At 62.5% G+C, this 16,941-nt stretch carries 14 protein-coding genes; 2 read left to right on the plus strand and 12 right to left on the minus strand.

Going from position 1 to position 16,941, the window contains the following annotated elements; genetic code table 11:
- Window positions 1-685, minus strand: a 685-nt coding sequence (locus tag RDM88_RS04350) for an NADP-dependent malic enzyme (RefSeq protein ID WP_374045411.1), incomplete at its 3' end; no start/stop codon positions are given.
- Window positions 686-706: 21 nt separating this feature from the next.
- Window positions 707-1,543 carry a PHP domain-containing protein gene (locus tag RDM88_RS04355; RefSeq protein ID WP_308753609.1) on the minus strand — a complete coding sequence of 279 codons (837 nt, stop codon included), beginning with the start codon at window positions 1,541-1,543 and terminating at the stop codon, window positions 707-709.
- Between the two features lie 244 nt (window positions 1,544-1,787).
- Here RDM88_RS04355 and RDM88_RS04360 point away from each other — a divergent pair, with 244 nt between their 5' ends.
- Both RDM88_RS04360 and RDM88_RS04365 read left to right on the plus strand, forming a co-directional pair.
- Complete coding sequence (locus RDM88_RS04360; RefSeq protein WP_308753611.1) at window positions 1,788-2,807, plus strand: DnaD domain protein; 1,020 nt, start codon at window positions 1,788-1,790, stop codon at window positions 2,805-2,807.
- A 12-nt stretch (window positions 2,808-2,819) separates the two neighbouring features.
- Window positions 2,820-3,812 (plus strand): ATP-binding protein, encoded by a 993-nt coding sequence (locus RDM88_RS04365; RefSeq protein ID WP_308753613.1) that lies wholly within the window; start codon window positions 2,820-2,822, stop codon window positions 3,810-3,812.
- Window positions 3,813-3,864: 52 nt separating this feature from the next.
- Here RDM88_RS04365 and RDM88_RS04370 read toward each other — a convergent pair whose 3' ends face one another.
- The 10 genes from RDM88_RS04370 to RDM88_RS04415 form a co-directional block, all read right to left on the minus strand.
- Entirely contained in the window at window positions 3,865-4,680 is an 816-nt protein-coding gene (locus RDM88_RS04370; RefSeq protein ID WP_308753615.1) for a sugar phosphate isomerase/epimerase, read from the minus strand.
- A 58-nt stretch (window positions 4,681-4,738) separates the two neighbouring features.
- On the minus strand, window positions 4,739-6,667 hold the full coding sequence (locus RDM88_RS04375) for a PASTA domain-containing protein (RefSeq protein ID WP_308753617.1): 1,929 nt from the start codon (window positions 6,665-6,667) through the stop codon (window positions 4,739-4,741).
- A 74-nt stretch (window positions 6,668-6,741) separates the two neighbouring features.
- The gene (locus RDM88_RS04380; RefSeq protein ID WP_308753619.1) at window positions 6,742-8,412 is read right to left on the minus strand and encodes an AMP-binding protein; all 1,671 of its coding nucleotides are present in this window, start codon (window positions 8,410-8,412) and stop codon (window positions 6,742-6,744) included.
- Between the two features lie 125 nt (window positions 8,413-8,537).
- Window positions 8,538-9,737, minus strand: coding sequence for a hypothetical protein (locus RDM88_RS04385; RefSeq protein ID WP_308753621.1), 1,200 nt, complete (start codon window positions 9,735-9,737; stop codon window positions 8,538-8,540).
- Between the two features lie 286 nt (window positions 9,738-10,023).
- Complete coding sequence (locus RDM88_RS04390; protein ID WP_308753623.1) at window positions 10,024-10,731, minus strand: ABC transporter ATP-binding protein; 708 nt, start codon at window positions 10,729-10,731, stop codon at window positions 10,024-10,026.
- The gene (locus RDM88_RS04395) at window positions 10,724-11,566 is read right to left on the minus strand and encodes an ABC transporter ATP-binding protein (protein WP_308753625.1); all 843 of its coding nucleotides are present in this window, start codon (window positions 11,564-11,566) and stop codon (window positions 10,724-10,726) included. The genes RDM88_RS04390 and RDM88_RS04395 overlap by 8 nt, the downstream gene beginning before the upstream one ends.
- Complete coding sequence (locus RDM88_RS04400; protein WP_308753627.1) at window positions 11,563-12,723, minus strand: branched-chain amino acid ABC transporter permease; 1,161 nt, start codon at window positions 12,721-12,723, stop codon at window positions 11,563-11,565. Before RDM88_RS04400 ends, RDM88_RS04395 begins: the two co-directional genes overlap by 4 nt.
- Window positions 12,724-12,728: 5 nt before the next feature.
- Entirely contained in the window at window positions 12,729-13,610 is an 882-nt protein-coding gene (locus RDM88_RS04405) for a branched-chain amino acid ABC transporter permease (protein ID WP_308753629.1), read from the minus strand.
- 147 nt (window positions 13,611-13,757) lie between these two features.
- Entirely contained in the window at window positions 13,758-14,984 is a 1,227-nt protein-coding gene (locus RDM88_RS04410) for an ABC transporter substrate-binding protein (protein ID WP_308753631.1), read from the minus strand.
- Window positions 14,985-15,312: 328 nt separating this feature from the next.
- A complete protein-coding gene (locus RDM88_RS04415) occupies window positions 15,313-16,764 on the minus strand; it encodes a nicotinate phosphoribosyltransferase (protein ID WP_308753633.1) in 1,452 nt (483 codons plus the stop codon).
- Window positions 16,765-16,941: the final 177 nt, after the last annotated feature.

Genomic DNA, 16,941 nt, shown 5'->3' on the forward strand with positions numbered 1-16,941 from the left:
GGGTGAGCCAGTCCGCGCCCTCATGGATGATCCCGCCGATGTCGCACATCACGAGCTCGCCGAACTCCATCCGGAGCAGCAGCCTGCCCACGGAGATGCCCGCCGCGCCCGCGCCGTTCAAAACGACGCGGAGAGCGCCCTTTTTCCGCCCCGTGACCCGGCAGGCGTTGAGCAGCGCCGCGCAGGCGACGACGGCGGTGCCGTGCTGGTCGTCGTGGAAGACGGGGATCTCACACTCCTCCTTGAGCCGCCGTTCGATCTCGAAGCAGCGGGGCGCGGAGATGTCCTCCAGATTGATGCCGCCGAAGCTCTTGGAGAGGAGCTTTACCGTATTGACGATCGTATCGGGGTCCTTGCTGTCGATGCAGAGCGGGAAGGCGTCCACGTCCGCGAACGCCTTGAAGAGCGCGCATTTGCCCTCCATGACCGGCATCGCGGCCGCGGGGCCGATATCGCCGAGCCCGAGCACCGCCGTGCCGTCAGTGACGACCGCGACGAGGTTCCCCCGCCGGGTCAACGTGTAGGAGAGGGACTCGTCCCGTTCGATCTCGAGACAGGGCTGGGCCACGCCGGGCGTGTAGGCCATCGACAGGTCCTCCCGCCGCTCGATCGGCACGCGGGAGACGACCTCGATCTTTCCCTTCCATTCATAGTGCTTTTGCAGAGCCTGTTCTTTGATGTCCATGCGTCCTCCGTGCGTATTTTTTTATGATCTGCTCTTTGAGAGCTTGAAAATCCGTTCCAGCGGCTCCTGCATCGTCAGGCAGGTGCCGAGCGGGTTGGGATGGTTGGTGTTGCCGCCGTGGAAGTCGGTGCCGCCCGTGGCGATGAGGCCGTACCGCGCGATCACCGCGTCGATCGCGGGGATGTCCTTCTCCTTGACGCGCGGATGGTACCGCTCCACCCCGTCGATCACGCCCGCCTCGGCGAGTTCCGCCATCAGGTCGACCGAATCGTACTCGGACGGGTGCGCCAGCACGCAGACGCCGCCCGCGCTCCTGACCAGCCTGGCGGCCTCCCACACGTCCGGATAGGCGTGCGGGACAAAGCAGCTTCCCGTCTTTTCCGCGAGCAGCTGGCGAAAGAGGCCGCCATAGAGGCTCTCCGCATAGCCGAGGTCGGCGAGCGCGAGCATGATGTGCACGTTATAGAGCGCCGCCGAGCCCTTGGCGCAGCGCAGGACATGCTCCTCCGTCACCGGGAAGAGTTTCATAACCCTGCGCATACTCTCCCGGATGGCCCGATCCCGTCCCTCGAGGGTGTGCTTGAGCATCCCCTCGAGCCGGTCGGGCACCTTGGGCTGGTAGCAGAGCAGGTGGACCTTCCGGTCCCGGGCAAAATCCCGCGCCGAAATCTCCACTCCGCCGATCACCCCGATGCCGTAGCGCTTGCCGAGCTGCTCGGCGCGGCTGACGCCCGCCATCGTATCGTGGTCGGTCAGCGCGACAAAGTCGAGACCGGCGCGTTTGGCATAGAGGATCAGGTCATCGATGCCGAGGGAACCGTCGGAAAAGCGTGTGTGACAATGCAGGTCGCCGATCATCTTTGTCGCCTCCTGTCCTTGGAATCTTTCAAATAATTGTTTTTATTATACACCGGCCCGGCCCCGCCGCGCAACTTCTATTTTGAAAATTCAGAAGGCTGTGCTATAATATCCGCAGGACAGACCGCTTCGCGGTTTGTTCCCACCAAAGGCGGGAAGCGCCGTATTTCCGCGTGCCGCGGTCCTTTGGCCGCGGGGAAGGCCGACGCCGCTTTTTCCAATATTTGATTTTGAGGAGTCCGCCATGTCCTATTTGATCGATTCGGGCATCTGGTCGTCGGTCTTCGCGGTGCCAACCGCAGTCGTAGACGACCACATCAAGATGTGCTCCCCCCTCTCGCTGAAAATCCTGCTGCTCATGCTGCGCCACTCGGGGACTCCCGTCGACGTGCAGTGGCTCTCCGAGCGGCTTTGCATCCCCGCCGGCGACATCGCCGACGCGGTCAACTACTGGGTCGGCGCGGGCATCGTCCGCGAGAGCAGCGCGGCGGCGGAACGTCTCCCCGCGCGCCCGGCCCCTTCCGGGGCGCCCGCCCTCCCCGCCCCCGCCGTAAAGGAAGAAGTTTCCACCGAGGGGCAGCGGATCGTCACCATCTCGGCGCGTCAGAAGATTTCGCGGGCGGACATCGCCGAAATGGAGAAGGCGGACGGCGCCATCGGGGAGCTCCTGCGGGAGGCGCAGAACATCCTGGGCGCCCCGCTCACCCCTGTCGAAAGCGAAATTCTCGTCGCGCTGCACAGCTATTACGGGCTGGACACCGGCGCGGTGCTCATGCTGCTCCAGTACTGCGTGGAAAGCGGGCACCGCGGCATGAACTACCTCGAAAAGACGGCGGCCGCCTGGATGGAGAAGGGCATCTCCACCCACGAGCAGGTCGAGCGGGAGATCGTCCGGCTCACCCGCAGCAGCGAAAATGAAAAAAAGGTCGTCAAGGCGTTCGGCATCTACAGCCGCTCCCTGACCCCGAAGGAACGCGGCTGCATCGAGCGGTGGTTCTCGCTCGGGCTGGATGAAAAGCTCATCTTCCTCGCCTGTGAACGCGCGGTGGAAAACACCGGGAAGGTGTCCTTTGCCTACGCCGACAAGATCCTCTCCTCCTGGAAGACGAAGGGGATCACAACCGTCAAGGCCGCGGTGGAGGACCTTTCCGCGGGCGCGGCCCGGCGCGCCGGGCCGCAGAACAAGTCGGCGCAGACGGGGCGCGACTCATCGCTCGACATGGACAAGCTGCACGCCCTGCTGCACCGGCAGGCGGACGATTAGGAGGGGCCCCACATGGGATACGCAAAGGAAATTTACCAGAAGGCGCAGCGGGCGCTCGACGAATCCCGCGCCGCCGCGCAGCAGGATGCCCAGCGGCGGCGCGCCGCCCTCTACGCCGAGCTGCCGCAGCTCGGCGAGATCGAACGGGAACTCTCCGCGACGGGACTCGCCGCCGCGCAGGCTGCGATCGGCGGCGGAGAGGACGCCGCGCGGCTGATCGAGCGGCTGCGCGCCCGCAACCTCGCGCTCCAGGAGCGCCGCGCCGAAATCCTCCGGGAGGCCGGCAAACCGGAAAACGCGCTCGCGGTGCGTTATTCCTGCCCCGCCTGCCAGGACACCGGCTACATCGGGCAGAAGCAGTGCGCCTGCCTCCAAAAGCTGCTGCGTGAATTCGCCTGCGAGAGCCTCAGCGACACGAGCGGCATGAGTGACTGCCGGTTTGAAAACTTCGACCTCTTCTACTACCCCGCCGAACCCGGCGGGCCCTACGGCGTCGTCCCCCGCCGCGCGATGGAAAAGGTGCTGTCCGCCTGCCGCGAATACGCGCGCGCCTTCTCCCCCAGCAGCGAAAGCCTGCTCTTTTTGGGCGGTACGGGGCTCGGGAAGACCCACCTCTCGCTGGCGATCTCCTATGAGGTCGTCCGGAAGGGCTTCGGCGTCGTCTATACGACCGCCCCCCGCCTGCTCGACAAGCTCCAAACACAGCAGTTCTCCCGGAACGGTGGCGGCGATACCGACTACCAGGCGCTGGCCGGGGAGTGCGACCTGCTCGTCATCGACGACCTCGGCGCGGAGTTCTCCACAAGCTTTTCGGTTGCCGCGCTCTATAACCTCATCAATTCCCGCATCATCGCCCGCCGCCCCACCGTGATCAGCACCAACTTCGACGAACAGGTGCTCCGCGAACGGTACGGCGACCGCATCCTCTCCCGCCTGCTCTGCGCCTACCGGCCGATGCAGTTTTACGGCGAGGATATCCGGATGCTCAAGCGGTACGGACGATAACCGGAAAAACAAAACAGGGGCCGTTGGCGTACGCCAACGGCCCCTTTCCATCTTATTTCAGCTGGTTTTTGAGGTAGCCCATATAGCTCGCGTAGTGAGCGAAAACGATGCCCGGCTCCTGTAGGTCGGGGCACCAGCGCTTGAGCCATTCGAGGGAGACGTATCCCTGGTACCCGTTGTCGGACAAAATTTTCAGCGCGTCGAAAACGGGGACGTCGCCGTAGCCCATCATGCGGTAGACGAGTTTTCCGTCCTGCATCGCGGAATCCTTGACGTGCAGGTAGCGGACCCACGTCCCGATGTTCTCCCACGTTTTGGCGGGAGACTCCCCGAAGAACCGGTAGGGGTGGTGAAGGTCCCAGAGCACGCCGCCCGTCTCCGGGTCGACGTCCTGCATGAATTCGCGCATTTTGGAGGAGTCGGCGAGCTCGCCGCTCGTCTCGAGCAGCACCGCGACGCCCGTGCCCCTCGCGTAGACGCACAGCTCGGTGTAAAGGCGTTTAACCTGTAGGATATTCTCCCCCGCAGCGGGAGCCGCGCCCGGCGTGATGATCACGCGCACATAGGGGGTTCCGAGCTTTTTCGCCAGGTCGATATAGGCCTTCGCCTCATCCATATAGCGGTCATAGTCGCCCGACAGCCCGAGGCAGGCACCCGAGGTGAGCATCGGAATCTCCATTCCCGCCTTTTCCAGGCGCGCGCGGGTTTCGTCGAGGTGCTTCTCGCTGAAAGCGCGGATGGAGGGCGCGAACATCTCGTTTTCCACGCCGCGCACCTCGATGCCGTCCAGCCCCAGATCCTTTGCGGTGGCGAAAATCTCGTCCCACGACCAGCCGGGACAACCCAAAGTCGAAAATGCAGTTTTCATCATATCGCTCCATTCCGCCGCCAAAACGGCCGGCTCATTAACAGACAGAAAGCCTTTCCTACTCGTCCCTTGGCTTGAGACGCCGGGAGGAATCCGAATCCGTGCCGCTCTTGCGGGAGGTGATGATCCGGGAGGCGGACCGTTCCCGGTCGTCCCGCTCGTCCTCCGAGCTGCCGCTCTCCTCCATCACGACCTTGCGGATGTAGAGGAACACGGTGTCCTTCTCCTTGTTGAGCTGGGTGCCCGGCTCCGGCTCGGCGCGCTCGATCACATCGGGCTCGTAGCTCTTGTCGTAGACCTCGATCACCTGGTAGTTGAGCTCCAGGTCGGTCAGCGCCATGATCGCGTCCTCGATCGGCATCCCAACCACCTGGGGCATTTCGATCAGCTCGGGGCCTTTGGAGACGTAGACGGTCACCCTTCCCCGGTTCGGCATCTTGGTGCCCTCGACCGGCTGCTGGTCGCAGACCACGCCCGGCTCGTAGACGTCGTTGAACTTCTCCTCGAACACGAGCTCATACCGTTCGCCCAGCTGTTCGTTGTTCCGGAGGGAATCGGCGTTGGTTCCCACGAAGCGGGGCACCTTGTCGTCCTCGCCCGCCTCGTCGCCCGAATAGTCGGTGCCGCCCTGCATCGAATGATCGTCGGCGCCGCCCTCGCTTGCCGTGGGGGAAACCAGGTCGGTGAGGTAGTTGGTCGCGAACCAGTACATCGCGCCCGCGAGCAGCGCCGTGGCGACGAACGCCGAGAGAATCAGCATCAGCACGGGATGGGCGCGTTTGCGTTTGGGGCGCTTTTCGCGCCGGCCGGCTTTGCGCGCGGGCTTCGGCTGCGCGGGATTCCCTCCGCCCGGCGGCGGGATCAGGTCGATGCCGCTCTGTTCAAAGCGCGCCGCCGTGCGCGGCGGCTGCTTTTCCCGCTCCTCCCGTTCGGCGGCCGCGCGGCGGATTTCCTGCCGGTAAGCGCTGTCGTCGGGCGACTCGTAGGATTTGCGCGGCGCGGCGGTGTAGACCGCCGTGTTGGAACCCTCGTCCGCGAGCAGTCCGGATATCAAGAGCTCGGCGGACTGGATGCGGTCCTCCACCTCGACCGCGAGGGCGCGGTTGATCGCGCCAACCACATTTTCAGTCATCTCGCCGCTGATCATCTGGCTGTCAAGCAGGTCGTCGCCGTAGACGCGGTCAAGCGCGGCGGGCGGGTTCTCCCCCGTCACCGTCCGGTAAGTGATCGCGCCGAGCGCGTACACGTCGGTCCAATTGCCCTGCCAGCTGTTGAGCGCGTACTGCTCGGGGGCGGCATAGCCCTCGAAGAGCTGCGCGCCGGTCTCGCTCTTGTTGGTGCGGGCCGCAGCGATCGAAAAGCTGGTCACCCACAGGGCGCCCGACTGGTCGAGGTGGACCGTCCGCGGGGAAAGCCCCCGGTGGATCAGCCCCGCCTTGTGGAAGTTGACGACCGTGTGGAAGAGGGGCATCAGCAGTTTTTTGGCGTGCCTCCAGGGAAGCCTGCCGCCGCTGCGCGCGAGGAAGGATTCCAGCGAAATCGTCTTGATATAGCGGTAAACCGCATAGATCGTGTTGTTCTCAAAGAGCAGGTCGGTGATGGGGAGCACCTTCTCCCCCGCGGGCAGCGCCATGACCGACCGGCACAGGTCCTCAAAGTCGGACATGAGTGCCTTGTACTGCGCCTCCGAGCTGGCCAGCGGCTGCACGCTGAAGTTCTCGTGGTCGCGGCGGGTAATGCAGCCGGGCGCGTATTCACGCACCCAGACGCGCACCTCTTCCCTGCGGTCGTACCCGACGTACCAGACGCCCTCCGGGTCGTCCGCAACCATCTTTCCGACGAGATACCGCCCGCCCAGCCCGCTGCCGGGCTGCAGGTAGTTCAGGTCGGACGACGCGTCCGCGCGGTATCCGCAGATGCCGCACGTCTCCCCCTCGAAAAGAGGGGACATGCAGCCCATGCACAGGTTCAGTTCATTTACGGCCATCTGGCGGTTCACTCCTATTCGGGGTCATGGCGGGACGGCGGGGCCGCCGCGTCAATATTCGGGGCAGGCCCGGCTCAGGCGGTTTCGACCGCCGCGTCGTCCTGCAGGCCGAATTTTTCGATGCCCATCTCACGCAGCTTGAATTTCTGGATCTTGCCGCTGGCGGTCATCGGGAACTGGTCCATGAACAGGACATATTTGGGGACCTTGTGGCGCGCCATATTCTCGCGTACCGCGCGCTTGATCTCTTCCTCGTCGAGTCCGTCCTCCCACGCGCGCGGGATGACGCAGGCCATGATTTCCTCGCCGTACTGCTTGCTCGGCACGCCGACCACCTGCACGTCGCGCACAAGCGGATGGGTGTAAAGGAATTCCTCGATCTCCTTGGGATAGATGTTCTCGCCGCCGCGGATGATCATGTCCTTGATGCGGCCGGTGATTTTGTAATATCCGTTCTCGTCGGCCATCGCGAGGTCGCCCGTGTGCAGCCAGCCGTCCTCGTCGATCGCCTGGCGGGTGGCCTCCTCCATCTTGTAATAGCCGCGCATGACATTATAGCCCCGCGCGCAGAATTCGCCCTGCTGGTAGGGCGGCAACGTCTCCCCCGTCTCGGGGTCGACGATCTTCGTCTCGACATGGGGCATCGCGCGGCCCACCGTCGCGACGCGCAGATCGAGGCTGTCCTCGGTGGTGGTCATCGTGCAGGCGGGCGACGCCTCCGTCTGGCCGTATGTAATCGTAATCTCCCGCATGCCCATCTTGTCCACGACGAGCTGCATCACCTTGACCGGGCAGGGCGAACCCGCCATGATGCCGGTGCGCAGGCGCGGAAATTTATACTCGTAGAAGGTCGGATGCTCAAGCATCGCGATAAACATCGTCGGCACGCCGTGCACGGCGGTGCACTCCTCATTTTGGAGCGCCTTGAGCACTTCGGTCGGGCGGTAGGTCTCGATCGGGACCATCGAGGTCGCGTGGGTGAGCGCCGCCATGACCGCGAGCACCAGGCCGAAGCAGTGAAAGAAGGGCACGCAGATGCAGAGCTTGTCGTCATGGGAAAACTTCATGCAGTCGCCGATGCACTTGCCGTTGTTGACAATATTGAAGTGGGTGAGCATAACGCCCTTCGGGAACCCGGTCGTCCCCGAGGTGTACTGCATATTGACGACCTCCTGCGGGTCGATGCTGTCGAAGACCGCACGGAACTCCTCCTCGGGGACCGCGTCCCCCATATGGCGCAGGTCGTCCCATGCGTACATCCCGGCGGGCGCGGGGCCATCACCGACATAGACGACGTCCTTGAGGAAGGGCAGCATGGGGTTTTCGTATTCGCCCGGCTTGAACTCCCCGAGGGTCGGGCAGAGCTCGTCCACGATCCCGACATAGTCCGCGTCCTTGAATCCCTTGATCATGACGAGCGCCTTGGAATCCGACTGACGCAGCAGGTATTCCAGCTCGAACACCTTGTAGTTGGTGTTGACGGTGACGAGCACCGCGCCGATTTTTGCGGCGGCAAAGAGGGTCAGCAGCCATTCAGGCACGTTGGTCGCCCAGATCGCCACATGGTCCCCCTTCCGGATCCCCATCGCCAGAAATCCTTTGGCAATGCGGTTGACCTCGTCGTCGAACTGACGCCAGGTCATATTGAAGGGCCGGTCGGTATATTTGACCGCCTGGTCGTCCGGATACATCTTCGCGACCTTCTCCAGCAACGCTCCGACCGTAATGGATATTAATTCGCTCACTTGGCCTTCCTCCCATAGCTTTCAGAGTCCGGAAACCCCGTGGATTCCCGCCGCGCGCCCGATGCCGCGCCCAAATACGGATACTCTTTATTATAAACGGCGCCGGGTATTTGTCAACAATCCGGTCAACGGCGCACGCCGCGCAGGAAGTTGAGCAGGATGTAGAGCCCCGCTCCCCCGCCGACCATGCCGCCGAATTTCTCCTGCGGCGTGGCGGAGGGACCGGCGGCGCCTCCGCCGCCGAGGTTCCGGTAGACGGCGGCGCCGGAGGAATCCGGTTCCCGCCTCTCCGGTCGGGCGGAGACATCCTCCGTGCGGGAACCGCTCTCCCCCGCTGCCGGCGTACCGACGGTACGCGGGGAAACCGCGGCGGGGCCTCCGGCCAAAGCCGCCGAAGCGGGCGCTTCCGGCCCGGTCTCCCTCCGTTCCCGCAGGAGCCGGCCGCTCGAGCCGCCGCCGGTGGCGGAGCCTCCCCCGCCGCCCGCCGCGGGAAGCTGAGAAGAGGATTCGGGGACGGAGGAGCTTTCTTCGTCCGGCGCGGAGGAAGAGGATTCCTCCGGACCGGAGCCTCCCGGCGTCAGGCCGTCCCCGTCAAACCGCACGCGGGAGAGCAAAAACGCGCGGGTCCTGTCGGGCACCTCCTCCAGCGCCCGGAAATCCTCGAAGGCGGCCCGGATGTAGCGGGTGCCCTCCGGGAGCCGGGCTGTATAGATCTCGCGGTAATAGCGGCCTGTGGAAAGCTCGAGCCACTGCGACTCCGCCCGCACGAGCGTAACGTCCCGAAGGAGCGTAAAGGCCTCGCCGTCCCGGGAGGCGTAGAGGTTGAGTCCCCAGAAGCAGTCGGCGGAAAGCGGCCGTCCGTCCTCACGAAGGATCAGCCCATAGAAGGGGTCGAACTGCAGGGAATAATTCCTGCCGTTCTCGGTCAGAAAGACAATATCGGCCGCGCGGTCATAAAAGCACCGCCGCGCGGTCAGCAACGCTTCGACGCTTCCGCCGCCGAGCGCGAAAGCGTCCTTCCCATAGGGCGTGGCGCAGGTGCTCAGGCTGGCGTAAAACGCCACCTCCACCGATTCCGCTCCGCTGATCCGGTAGGTCGCCTGCGCCTCACGCCCGCCGACGGCCAGCGCCGTCGCGTCGCCGCAGGTGCCCCAGCCGGAGAAAACGTCGAAGTCGCCGACCGCCTCGGAGAAGCCTGCATAGCTCCGCGTCCCGTCGGGCGTAAGGTCGCCGCAGTCGTCCACATAAGACGCGGCGAAAACCGGCACGCAGAGCGCAAACGCGCAGAGGACTCCAATCAACGCAGCGGGTGCTCTTTTTTGCATCGCCGTCCGCTCCCCTCTCGTCCTTTTCCATAGGACCATCATAGCAAAAAAACGGAAAAAGCACAATCATTAGGAAACGGAAACCGCCGCGCATATCCGCATACGCGCCGGGCGATACTATGGTCGGCAGGGTTCTGCCGGATCAAAAAACGCGCGTTCCGCGCGGGCAGCCTACCCTGTAAGGAAGGGGTTTCACACCCGTCCTTACATAAAAGTGGCGGATTCGTCCCGAAATACTGCACAAAAAGCGGGCCGGCGTCAGCCGGCCCGCTTTTGGGGTCCCATTTTATTTTTTCTTTTTGCCGAGGTAGGCGGCTTTCACGTCCTCGTTTTCGAGCAGGGCGGCTCCGGTGCCGTCCAGCGTGATATTGCCCGTTTCAAGCACATAGCCGTAGTCGGCTGCGCGCAGCGCGAGATTCGCGTTCTGCTCGATGAGCAGGATGGTGACGCCCTGGCGGTTGATCTCCTTGATGATGTCGAAGATGCCCTGCACGATGAGCGGCGCGAGGCCGAGCGACGGCTCATCCATCATGATGAGCTTGGGCCGGCTCATCAGGGCGCGTCCGACCGCGAGCATCTGCTGCTCGCCGCCGGAGAGGGTGCCGGCAAGCTGCCAGGAGCGCTCCTTGAGCCGCGGGAAGAGGTCGTAGACCCAGTTGATGTCGTCGGTCAGGTCGTCCTTGCGCAGGTACGCGCCGATCTTGATGTTCTCCAGCACGGTGAGGTCGGGAAAGACCCGCCTGCCCTCGGGGACGAGGGTGATGCCCGTGCCGACGATCTTTTCGCTCGGCAGACCGCTGATCTGCTTCCCCAGAAACTCGATCGTTCCCCCCTTGATGGGGACCAGCCCGGCGATCGCGCGCAGCGTGGTACTCTTGCCCGCGCCGTTCGCGCCGATCAGCGTCACAATGCTCTTCTCCGGAACGGTAAAGGATATTCCCTTGACAGCCTCGATGCCGCCGTAATTCACCTTGAGATTGCTGATATTAAGCATCGTCGGCCACCCCCAAATACGCGTCGATCACGCGCTGGTTGTTTTGCACCTCGTCGGGCGTGCCCGCCGCGATAAGCTTGCCGAAGTCGAGCACATAGATGCGGTCGGAAATCTCCATGACCAGGTCCATGTGGTGCTCGATCATGAAGACGGTCAGCTTGAAGTCGTCACGGATCTGCTTGATGAAGGCGGTCAGCTCGGCGGTCTCCTGCGGGTTCATGCCCGCGGCGGGCTCGTCGAGCAGAAGCAGGCTCGGTTCGGTCGCGAGCGCGCGGGCGATCTCCAGGCGGCGCTGTTTGCCGTAGGGCAGGTTGCTCGCCGTCTCGTCCCGGAGGTCCGCAAGCTCGAGGATTTCCAAAAGGCGCATCGTCTCGGCGCGCATCTCCCGCTCCTCCTTCGCGTTGAGACGGAAGGTCGCGGCAAAGACGCCGGCCTTGGAGCGCATATGCTTCGCGATCAGGACATTTTCAAAGACCGTCAGGTCTTTGAAAAGCCGGATGTTCTGGAACGTCCGGGCGATGCCCAGCTTCGTGATCACGTCCGGGAGCTTCACCATGACGTTCGGGAATTTGCCCGCGTTGCCGCCCTGGTAGAGCTTCTTCATATTTCCCTGCGGGTGGTTGGAGATAATCTGCTCGCCGTTGAAAAAAATCGCGCCGTTGGTTGGGGCGTAGACGCCGGTGATCATGTTGAAGGCGGTCGTCTTGCCCGCCCCGTTCGGCCCGATCAGCGCGACGATCTCCCCCTTGTCCACATGCATCGACAGGTCGTCGACCGCGACGACGCCGCCGAACTGCATGGTGAGGTTCTGGAGTTCCAGCACGTGTCCGCTCATAGCCTGTCACCCCCCGCTGCTTCGTGGGCGGGTCGTTTCCGGGTAAACCAGCCCTTGATCCTGCCCGGGAGACGGGCGACGCCGTCCCAGCTGAATTCATTGTTCCCCATAATGCCCCTGCGGTAGAAGAGCACGACCGCCATCAGCAGGATCGAGAAGATGACCATGCGGAAGCCGGTGCGGAAAAGCGGCACCTGCCAGCCGCCGATGGTCAGCGGCTGGTCGAAAAAGCGCAGCCACCACTCCTTGCTCGCGGTGACGAGGAAAGCGGAGAGCACGCTACCCGACACACTGCCGATGCCGCCGATGACGACGATGAGCAGGATGTCGTAGGTGAGCGCGATACTGAAGGTCTTGGCCTCGATCGAGCGCATGAACATCGCAAGCAGGCCGCCCGAAATCGCGGTGAAGAAGGAACTGACCACAAAGGAGAGCTCCTTATGCCGGAAGAGGCTGATGCCCATCGCCTCGGCGGCGACCTCGTCCTCGCGGATCGCCTTGAAGGCGCGGCCATAGGAGGAGTTGATCAGCAGCACCATCAGCGCGATGGTGATCCCCGCGATGATGAAGGGGGTAAAGAGGGCGGGCAGCCCGAAGAACTTCGGGAAGGTGGGCACCTTGTTGAGCCCGTAGGAGCCGTTGGTGATCGTATCCATCTGGGGGCTTGAAAAGATCGCGCGGATGATCTCGGAGAAGCCGAGGGTCGCGATCGCGAGGTAGTCGCTCTTGAGGCGCAGCACCGGAATGCCGATGAGCGCCGCGAAGCCAGCGGCTACCAGGCCGCCGACGATGAGCGCGAGGAAGGGATAGACCGACTGGAGCCACGAGGGACCGGCCTCCATCCCCTCTTTGAGCGCGCGCACCCAGGGGGCCACGCCGTTCATATAGTAGACGCCGTCCAGGTTGACAACCGGGATGGTCAGGATTGCCGTGATGTAGGCGCCGATCGACATAAAACCCGCCTGGCCCAGCGAGAAGAGGCCGGTGAAACCGTTGAGCAGGTTCATCGAGACGGCGACGATCGCCAAAATGGCGCTCTTTTGCAGGATGGAGATCAGCATCCCCTGCCCGCTCTTGTTCGCCTCAAGCCAGAACAGCAGCAAGGCGATCAGCACGAGGAGCACGAGGGAGCAGATGCGCTTTGTACCCTTTTTCATATGCGTCACACCTTATCCGTACTTTTTTCGCCGAAGAGGCCGGTCGGCCTGAACAGCAACATGACGATCAGCAGAAGGAAAGTAAACGCGTCGCTGAAGGTCGAATAGCCCATCGCGACGAGCAGCGTCTCGGCGATGCCGATCACAAAGCCGCCCACGACCGCGCCGGGAATACTCCCGATGCCGCCGAACACCGCCGCGACAAAGCATTTGAGGCCCGGCAGGGTGCCGGAGAATGGAGTCACCGACATGCGGTCGGTGAAATAGAGGATCGAACCCACCGCGGCCAGCGCCGAACCGATCACAAAGGTGACACTGATGACGTTGTTGATCTTGATGCCCATCAGCTGGGAGGTTTCAAAGTCCTTGCTGACGGCGCGCATCGCCATGCCGACCTTGGTCTTCCTGATGAGCAGCATCAAAAAGATCACCAGCAGGATGGTGAGCACGGGGGTCAGGAAGGTGACCAGCGACGCGGAGAGGGCCCCGATGTGAAAAATCTTTTTCAGGAAGGGGATCTCGGGATATCCGCGGGGAATCGCGGTGAAAAGATATGTAGCCAGGTTCTGGAGCAGGTAGGAGACGCCGATCGCGGAGATCATGATCGACATGCGCGGCGCTGTGCGCAGCGGCTTGTAGGCCACCCGCTCGATGACGACGCCCATGACGACAGTCCCGACGATCACAAGCGGGATGGCGATCTGCCAGGGAAAGCTCGCCATGGCAAAGATCATGAAATATCCCGCCATCATAAAAATATCGCCGTGGGCAAAGTTGATCAGGCGCAGGATGCCGTAGACCATCGTATACCCGATGGCGATCAGCGCGTAAGCGCCGCCCAGCGAGATTCCGGTCAGGCAATGCTGCAAAATGGTTGTCAGACTCATGTGCAAAAGCCCCCAAACTATAGCATGGTTCAATACCGCATAAACGGTACGCGCGCATCGGTTATGCGGCGCATGCGGGCGAGGGATACGAGAATCAGCAGGGCGGGAGACGAGCCGTCCCCCGCCCTGCCGTTCAGAGATTCCGGATTATTCGCCGACGGAGACGGTCTTGAGGAACTTGAACTGGCCGTTCTCAACAACCTTGATGAAGGCTTTGTCCTTGTTGGCATCGCCGTTCTCATCAAAGGAGATGGCGCCCGTCACGCCCTCGAACTCCACGCCCTTGAGCGCGTCGCGGATGGCGACGGGATCGGTGGAGCCGGCGGTCTCAATCGCCTTGAGCGCCGCGAGATAGGCGTCGTAGCCCAGCGCGGAGACGGCCGGGATGATCTCGTCCTGGCCATTGGCCACGAGGTACTCCTTGAAGCCGGTGATGAACTCGGTGGCGACCGCGTTGGAGGTGTCGCCCTCGTCGAAGAAGGTGGACAGGGCCACGCCCTCGGCGTCGGCGCCCGCGTTCTCGATGATCGAGCCGTTCTCCCAGGTGTCGCCGGCCATGATCTTCGCGGTGATGCCCAGCTCGCGGGCCTGCTTGATGATCAGCGGGGCGGTCGCGATGGAGGACGGCGCAAAGATGACGTCCGGGTTGGCTGCCTTGATGTTGGTGAGGATCGCCTTAAAATCGGTCTGGTTGGTCTGGAACTGCTCCTCCGAAACGACGGAGCCCTCGCCGACCAGCTGCACGAACGCGTTCTTGAAGAAGTTGCCGAGGCCGGAGGAGTAGTCGTCGCCCAGCTGGGTGATGACCGCCGCGGTCTTGGCCCCGTCCTGCGCTGCGTAGTTCGCCATCACGGTGCCCTGGAAGGGATCGAGGAAGCAGACGCGGAAGTAGAAGTCGTTGCCCAGCGTGACCTGCGGGTTGGTGCAGGAACAGCCGATGGCCGGGACCTGCGCGTCGGAGAAGATTTCGCCCGCGGCGATCGAAACGCCCGAGCCGTAGGAGCCGAGAATGACCGAGCAGCCCGCGCTGATCAGGCTCTGCGCGGCGGTAACCGCCTCGGTCTTGTCGGACTTGTTGTCCGCCTCGACAAGCTCGATCTTATACTCCTTGCCGCCGACGTTGACGGTCGGGAACTGCTGGTTGGCATAGCGGATGCCATAGACCTCCTGGAGGCCGCCGCCGCCGTTTTCACCGGTCTGGGGCTCGAAAACGCCGATCTTGATCACGTCGCCGCCCTCCGCGGGGGCCGCGTCGGCCGCCGCGGTCGGGTTATCGCCGGCGGGCGCAGGGGCGGCCGTGCCGCTGTCGCCGCAGCCGGCCAGAAGGGTCAGCGCCAAAACGGCCGACAGGACAATCGCTAAAACTCTCTTCATAAATCTTTCCTCCCAATTTCGAAATAATTGTCGGAATTCAGCGGTGGAAATACAATTGTGTTCCCACTGCATACACATTATTATATCAAAAATCCTGGAAAAAGCAATATCAGGCCATCAATTCTTTTTCATTTTCCGAATTTGTACAGATTATCCAAATATATCAGCCCATACTTTGTAAACAATTCTTTACCAGGCAGACAACGATAGCTTCCCTGCACAAATTCCAAGGCACCCCGCCCTGTCCGTTTGTGTACGGGACACAGCGAAAAAACAACCGCCCCGGCCATTCCCATCATGCGGAAGTGCCGAAGCGGCGGTTATTTTTTTATTCCGCGTTGATCCGTTCGAGCAGATCGTTCCGCTCGTTCCACAGCCGGTCGGACAGATCGACATAGTAGCGGTGCGGATGCTCGAACCGCTTGACCTCATCCCACAGGTGAGCCACCTGGTCGGCGCAGTAGCTTCGGATATCGTCGAGCCTGGGCAGCTCGTAGACGCATTTTCCTTTGTCGAACACCTGGGTGAGGATGCTCTTGGCGGTAAAGTTCCGGATCGTTTTCTTTTTCCAGGTCGCCATCGGGTCGAAGATGGTGATCGGCTGGGAGTCGTCCACCGTCTCGCCGCGCACCGTCACATAGTCGGCGATCGCTTGCCCCGTCTCGCGGTTGTAGAACCGGTAGACGTCCTTGAAGCAGGGGGTCGTGATCTTTTCGATGCTCTCGCTCACCTTGATCTTGGGGACGAGCACCCCGTCGCGCTCGACCGCGGCGAGCTTGTAGACGCCGCCGAACACGGGGTCGGACTTGCTCGTAATGAGGTTTTCGCCGACGCCGAAGAGGTCGACCTGCGCGCCCTGGAGCAGCAGGTCACGGATGATGTATTCGTCAAGCGAGTTGGTCGCCATGATCTTGCAGTCGGGATAGCCCGCGTCGTCGAGCATGCGGCGCGCCTTCTTGGAGAGATAGGCGATGTCGCCGCTGTCGATGCGCACCGCTTTGGGCCGCTTGCCCATCGGCTTTAGAATTTCGTCCGCAACGCGGATGGCGTTGGGGATTCCCGACTTGACGACGTTGTAGGTGTCCACGAGGAAGATACAGTTGTCGGGATAGACCTGCGCGTAGTTTTTGAACGCGTCGTACTCGCTGTCGAACACCTGTACCCAGCTGTGGGCCATCGTGCCCACCGCGGGGATGCCGTAGTCCCGGTCCGCGATCGCGCAGGCGGTCGCCGAGCATCCGCCGATATAGGTCGCGCGCGCCCCCAGAATCGCGGCGTCGTAGCTCTGGGCGCGGCGGGAGCCGAATTCGGAGATCGGCCGCCCCTCGGCGGCGCGGCACATCCGGTTGGCCTTGGTCGCCACGAGCGACTGGTGGTTGATGGTAAGCAGCACCATCGTCTCGATCATCTGTGCCTGGATGATCGGGCCGCGCACCACCACGACCGGCTCATAGGGGAACACCGGCGTGCCCTCCTTCATCGACCAGACGTCGCAGGTGAACCGGAAGTTTTTCAGGTAGCTCAGGAACGCCTCGCTGAACTGTCCCTTGCCGCGCAGGTATTCGATATCCTCGTCGGTGAATTCCAGGTCCTTGATGTATTCGATCAGCTGCTCGAGCCCCGCGAAGATTGCAAAGCCACCGTCGTCCGGGATCTTCCGAAAAAACATGTCGAAGACCGCCGTGCGCTCCTCGAGCCCATATTCCAGATAGCCGTTGGACATCGTAATCTCGTAGAAATCGGTCAGCATCGTCAGGTTCCGCTTCATATCAATCGGCATTGCGTGTCACCTCGTCCTTTTCTTTTGGCGTCCCTCCGGGTTGTCACCGATAGTTTACACCTTTTCAGCCAATTTAGCAATTCCCCTCATGTCAAAAGCGGATTTGCTTTCTGTGTGCAAAATTGATATACTATATAGAAGGTATGACCAATCATGAAGCCATTTCGCGCGGGAAAT

It is taken from the genome of uncultured Anaerotruncus sp. (genome assembly GCF_902490045.1).
Lineage (GTDB): Bacteria > Bacillota > Clostridia > Oscillospirales > Ruminococcaceae > Anaerotruncus.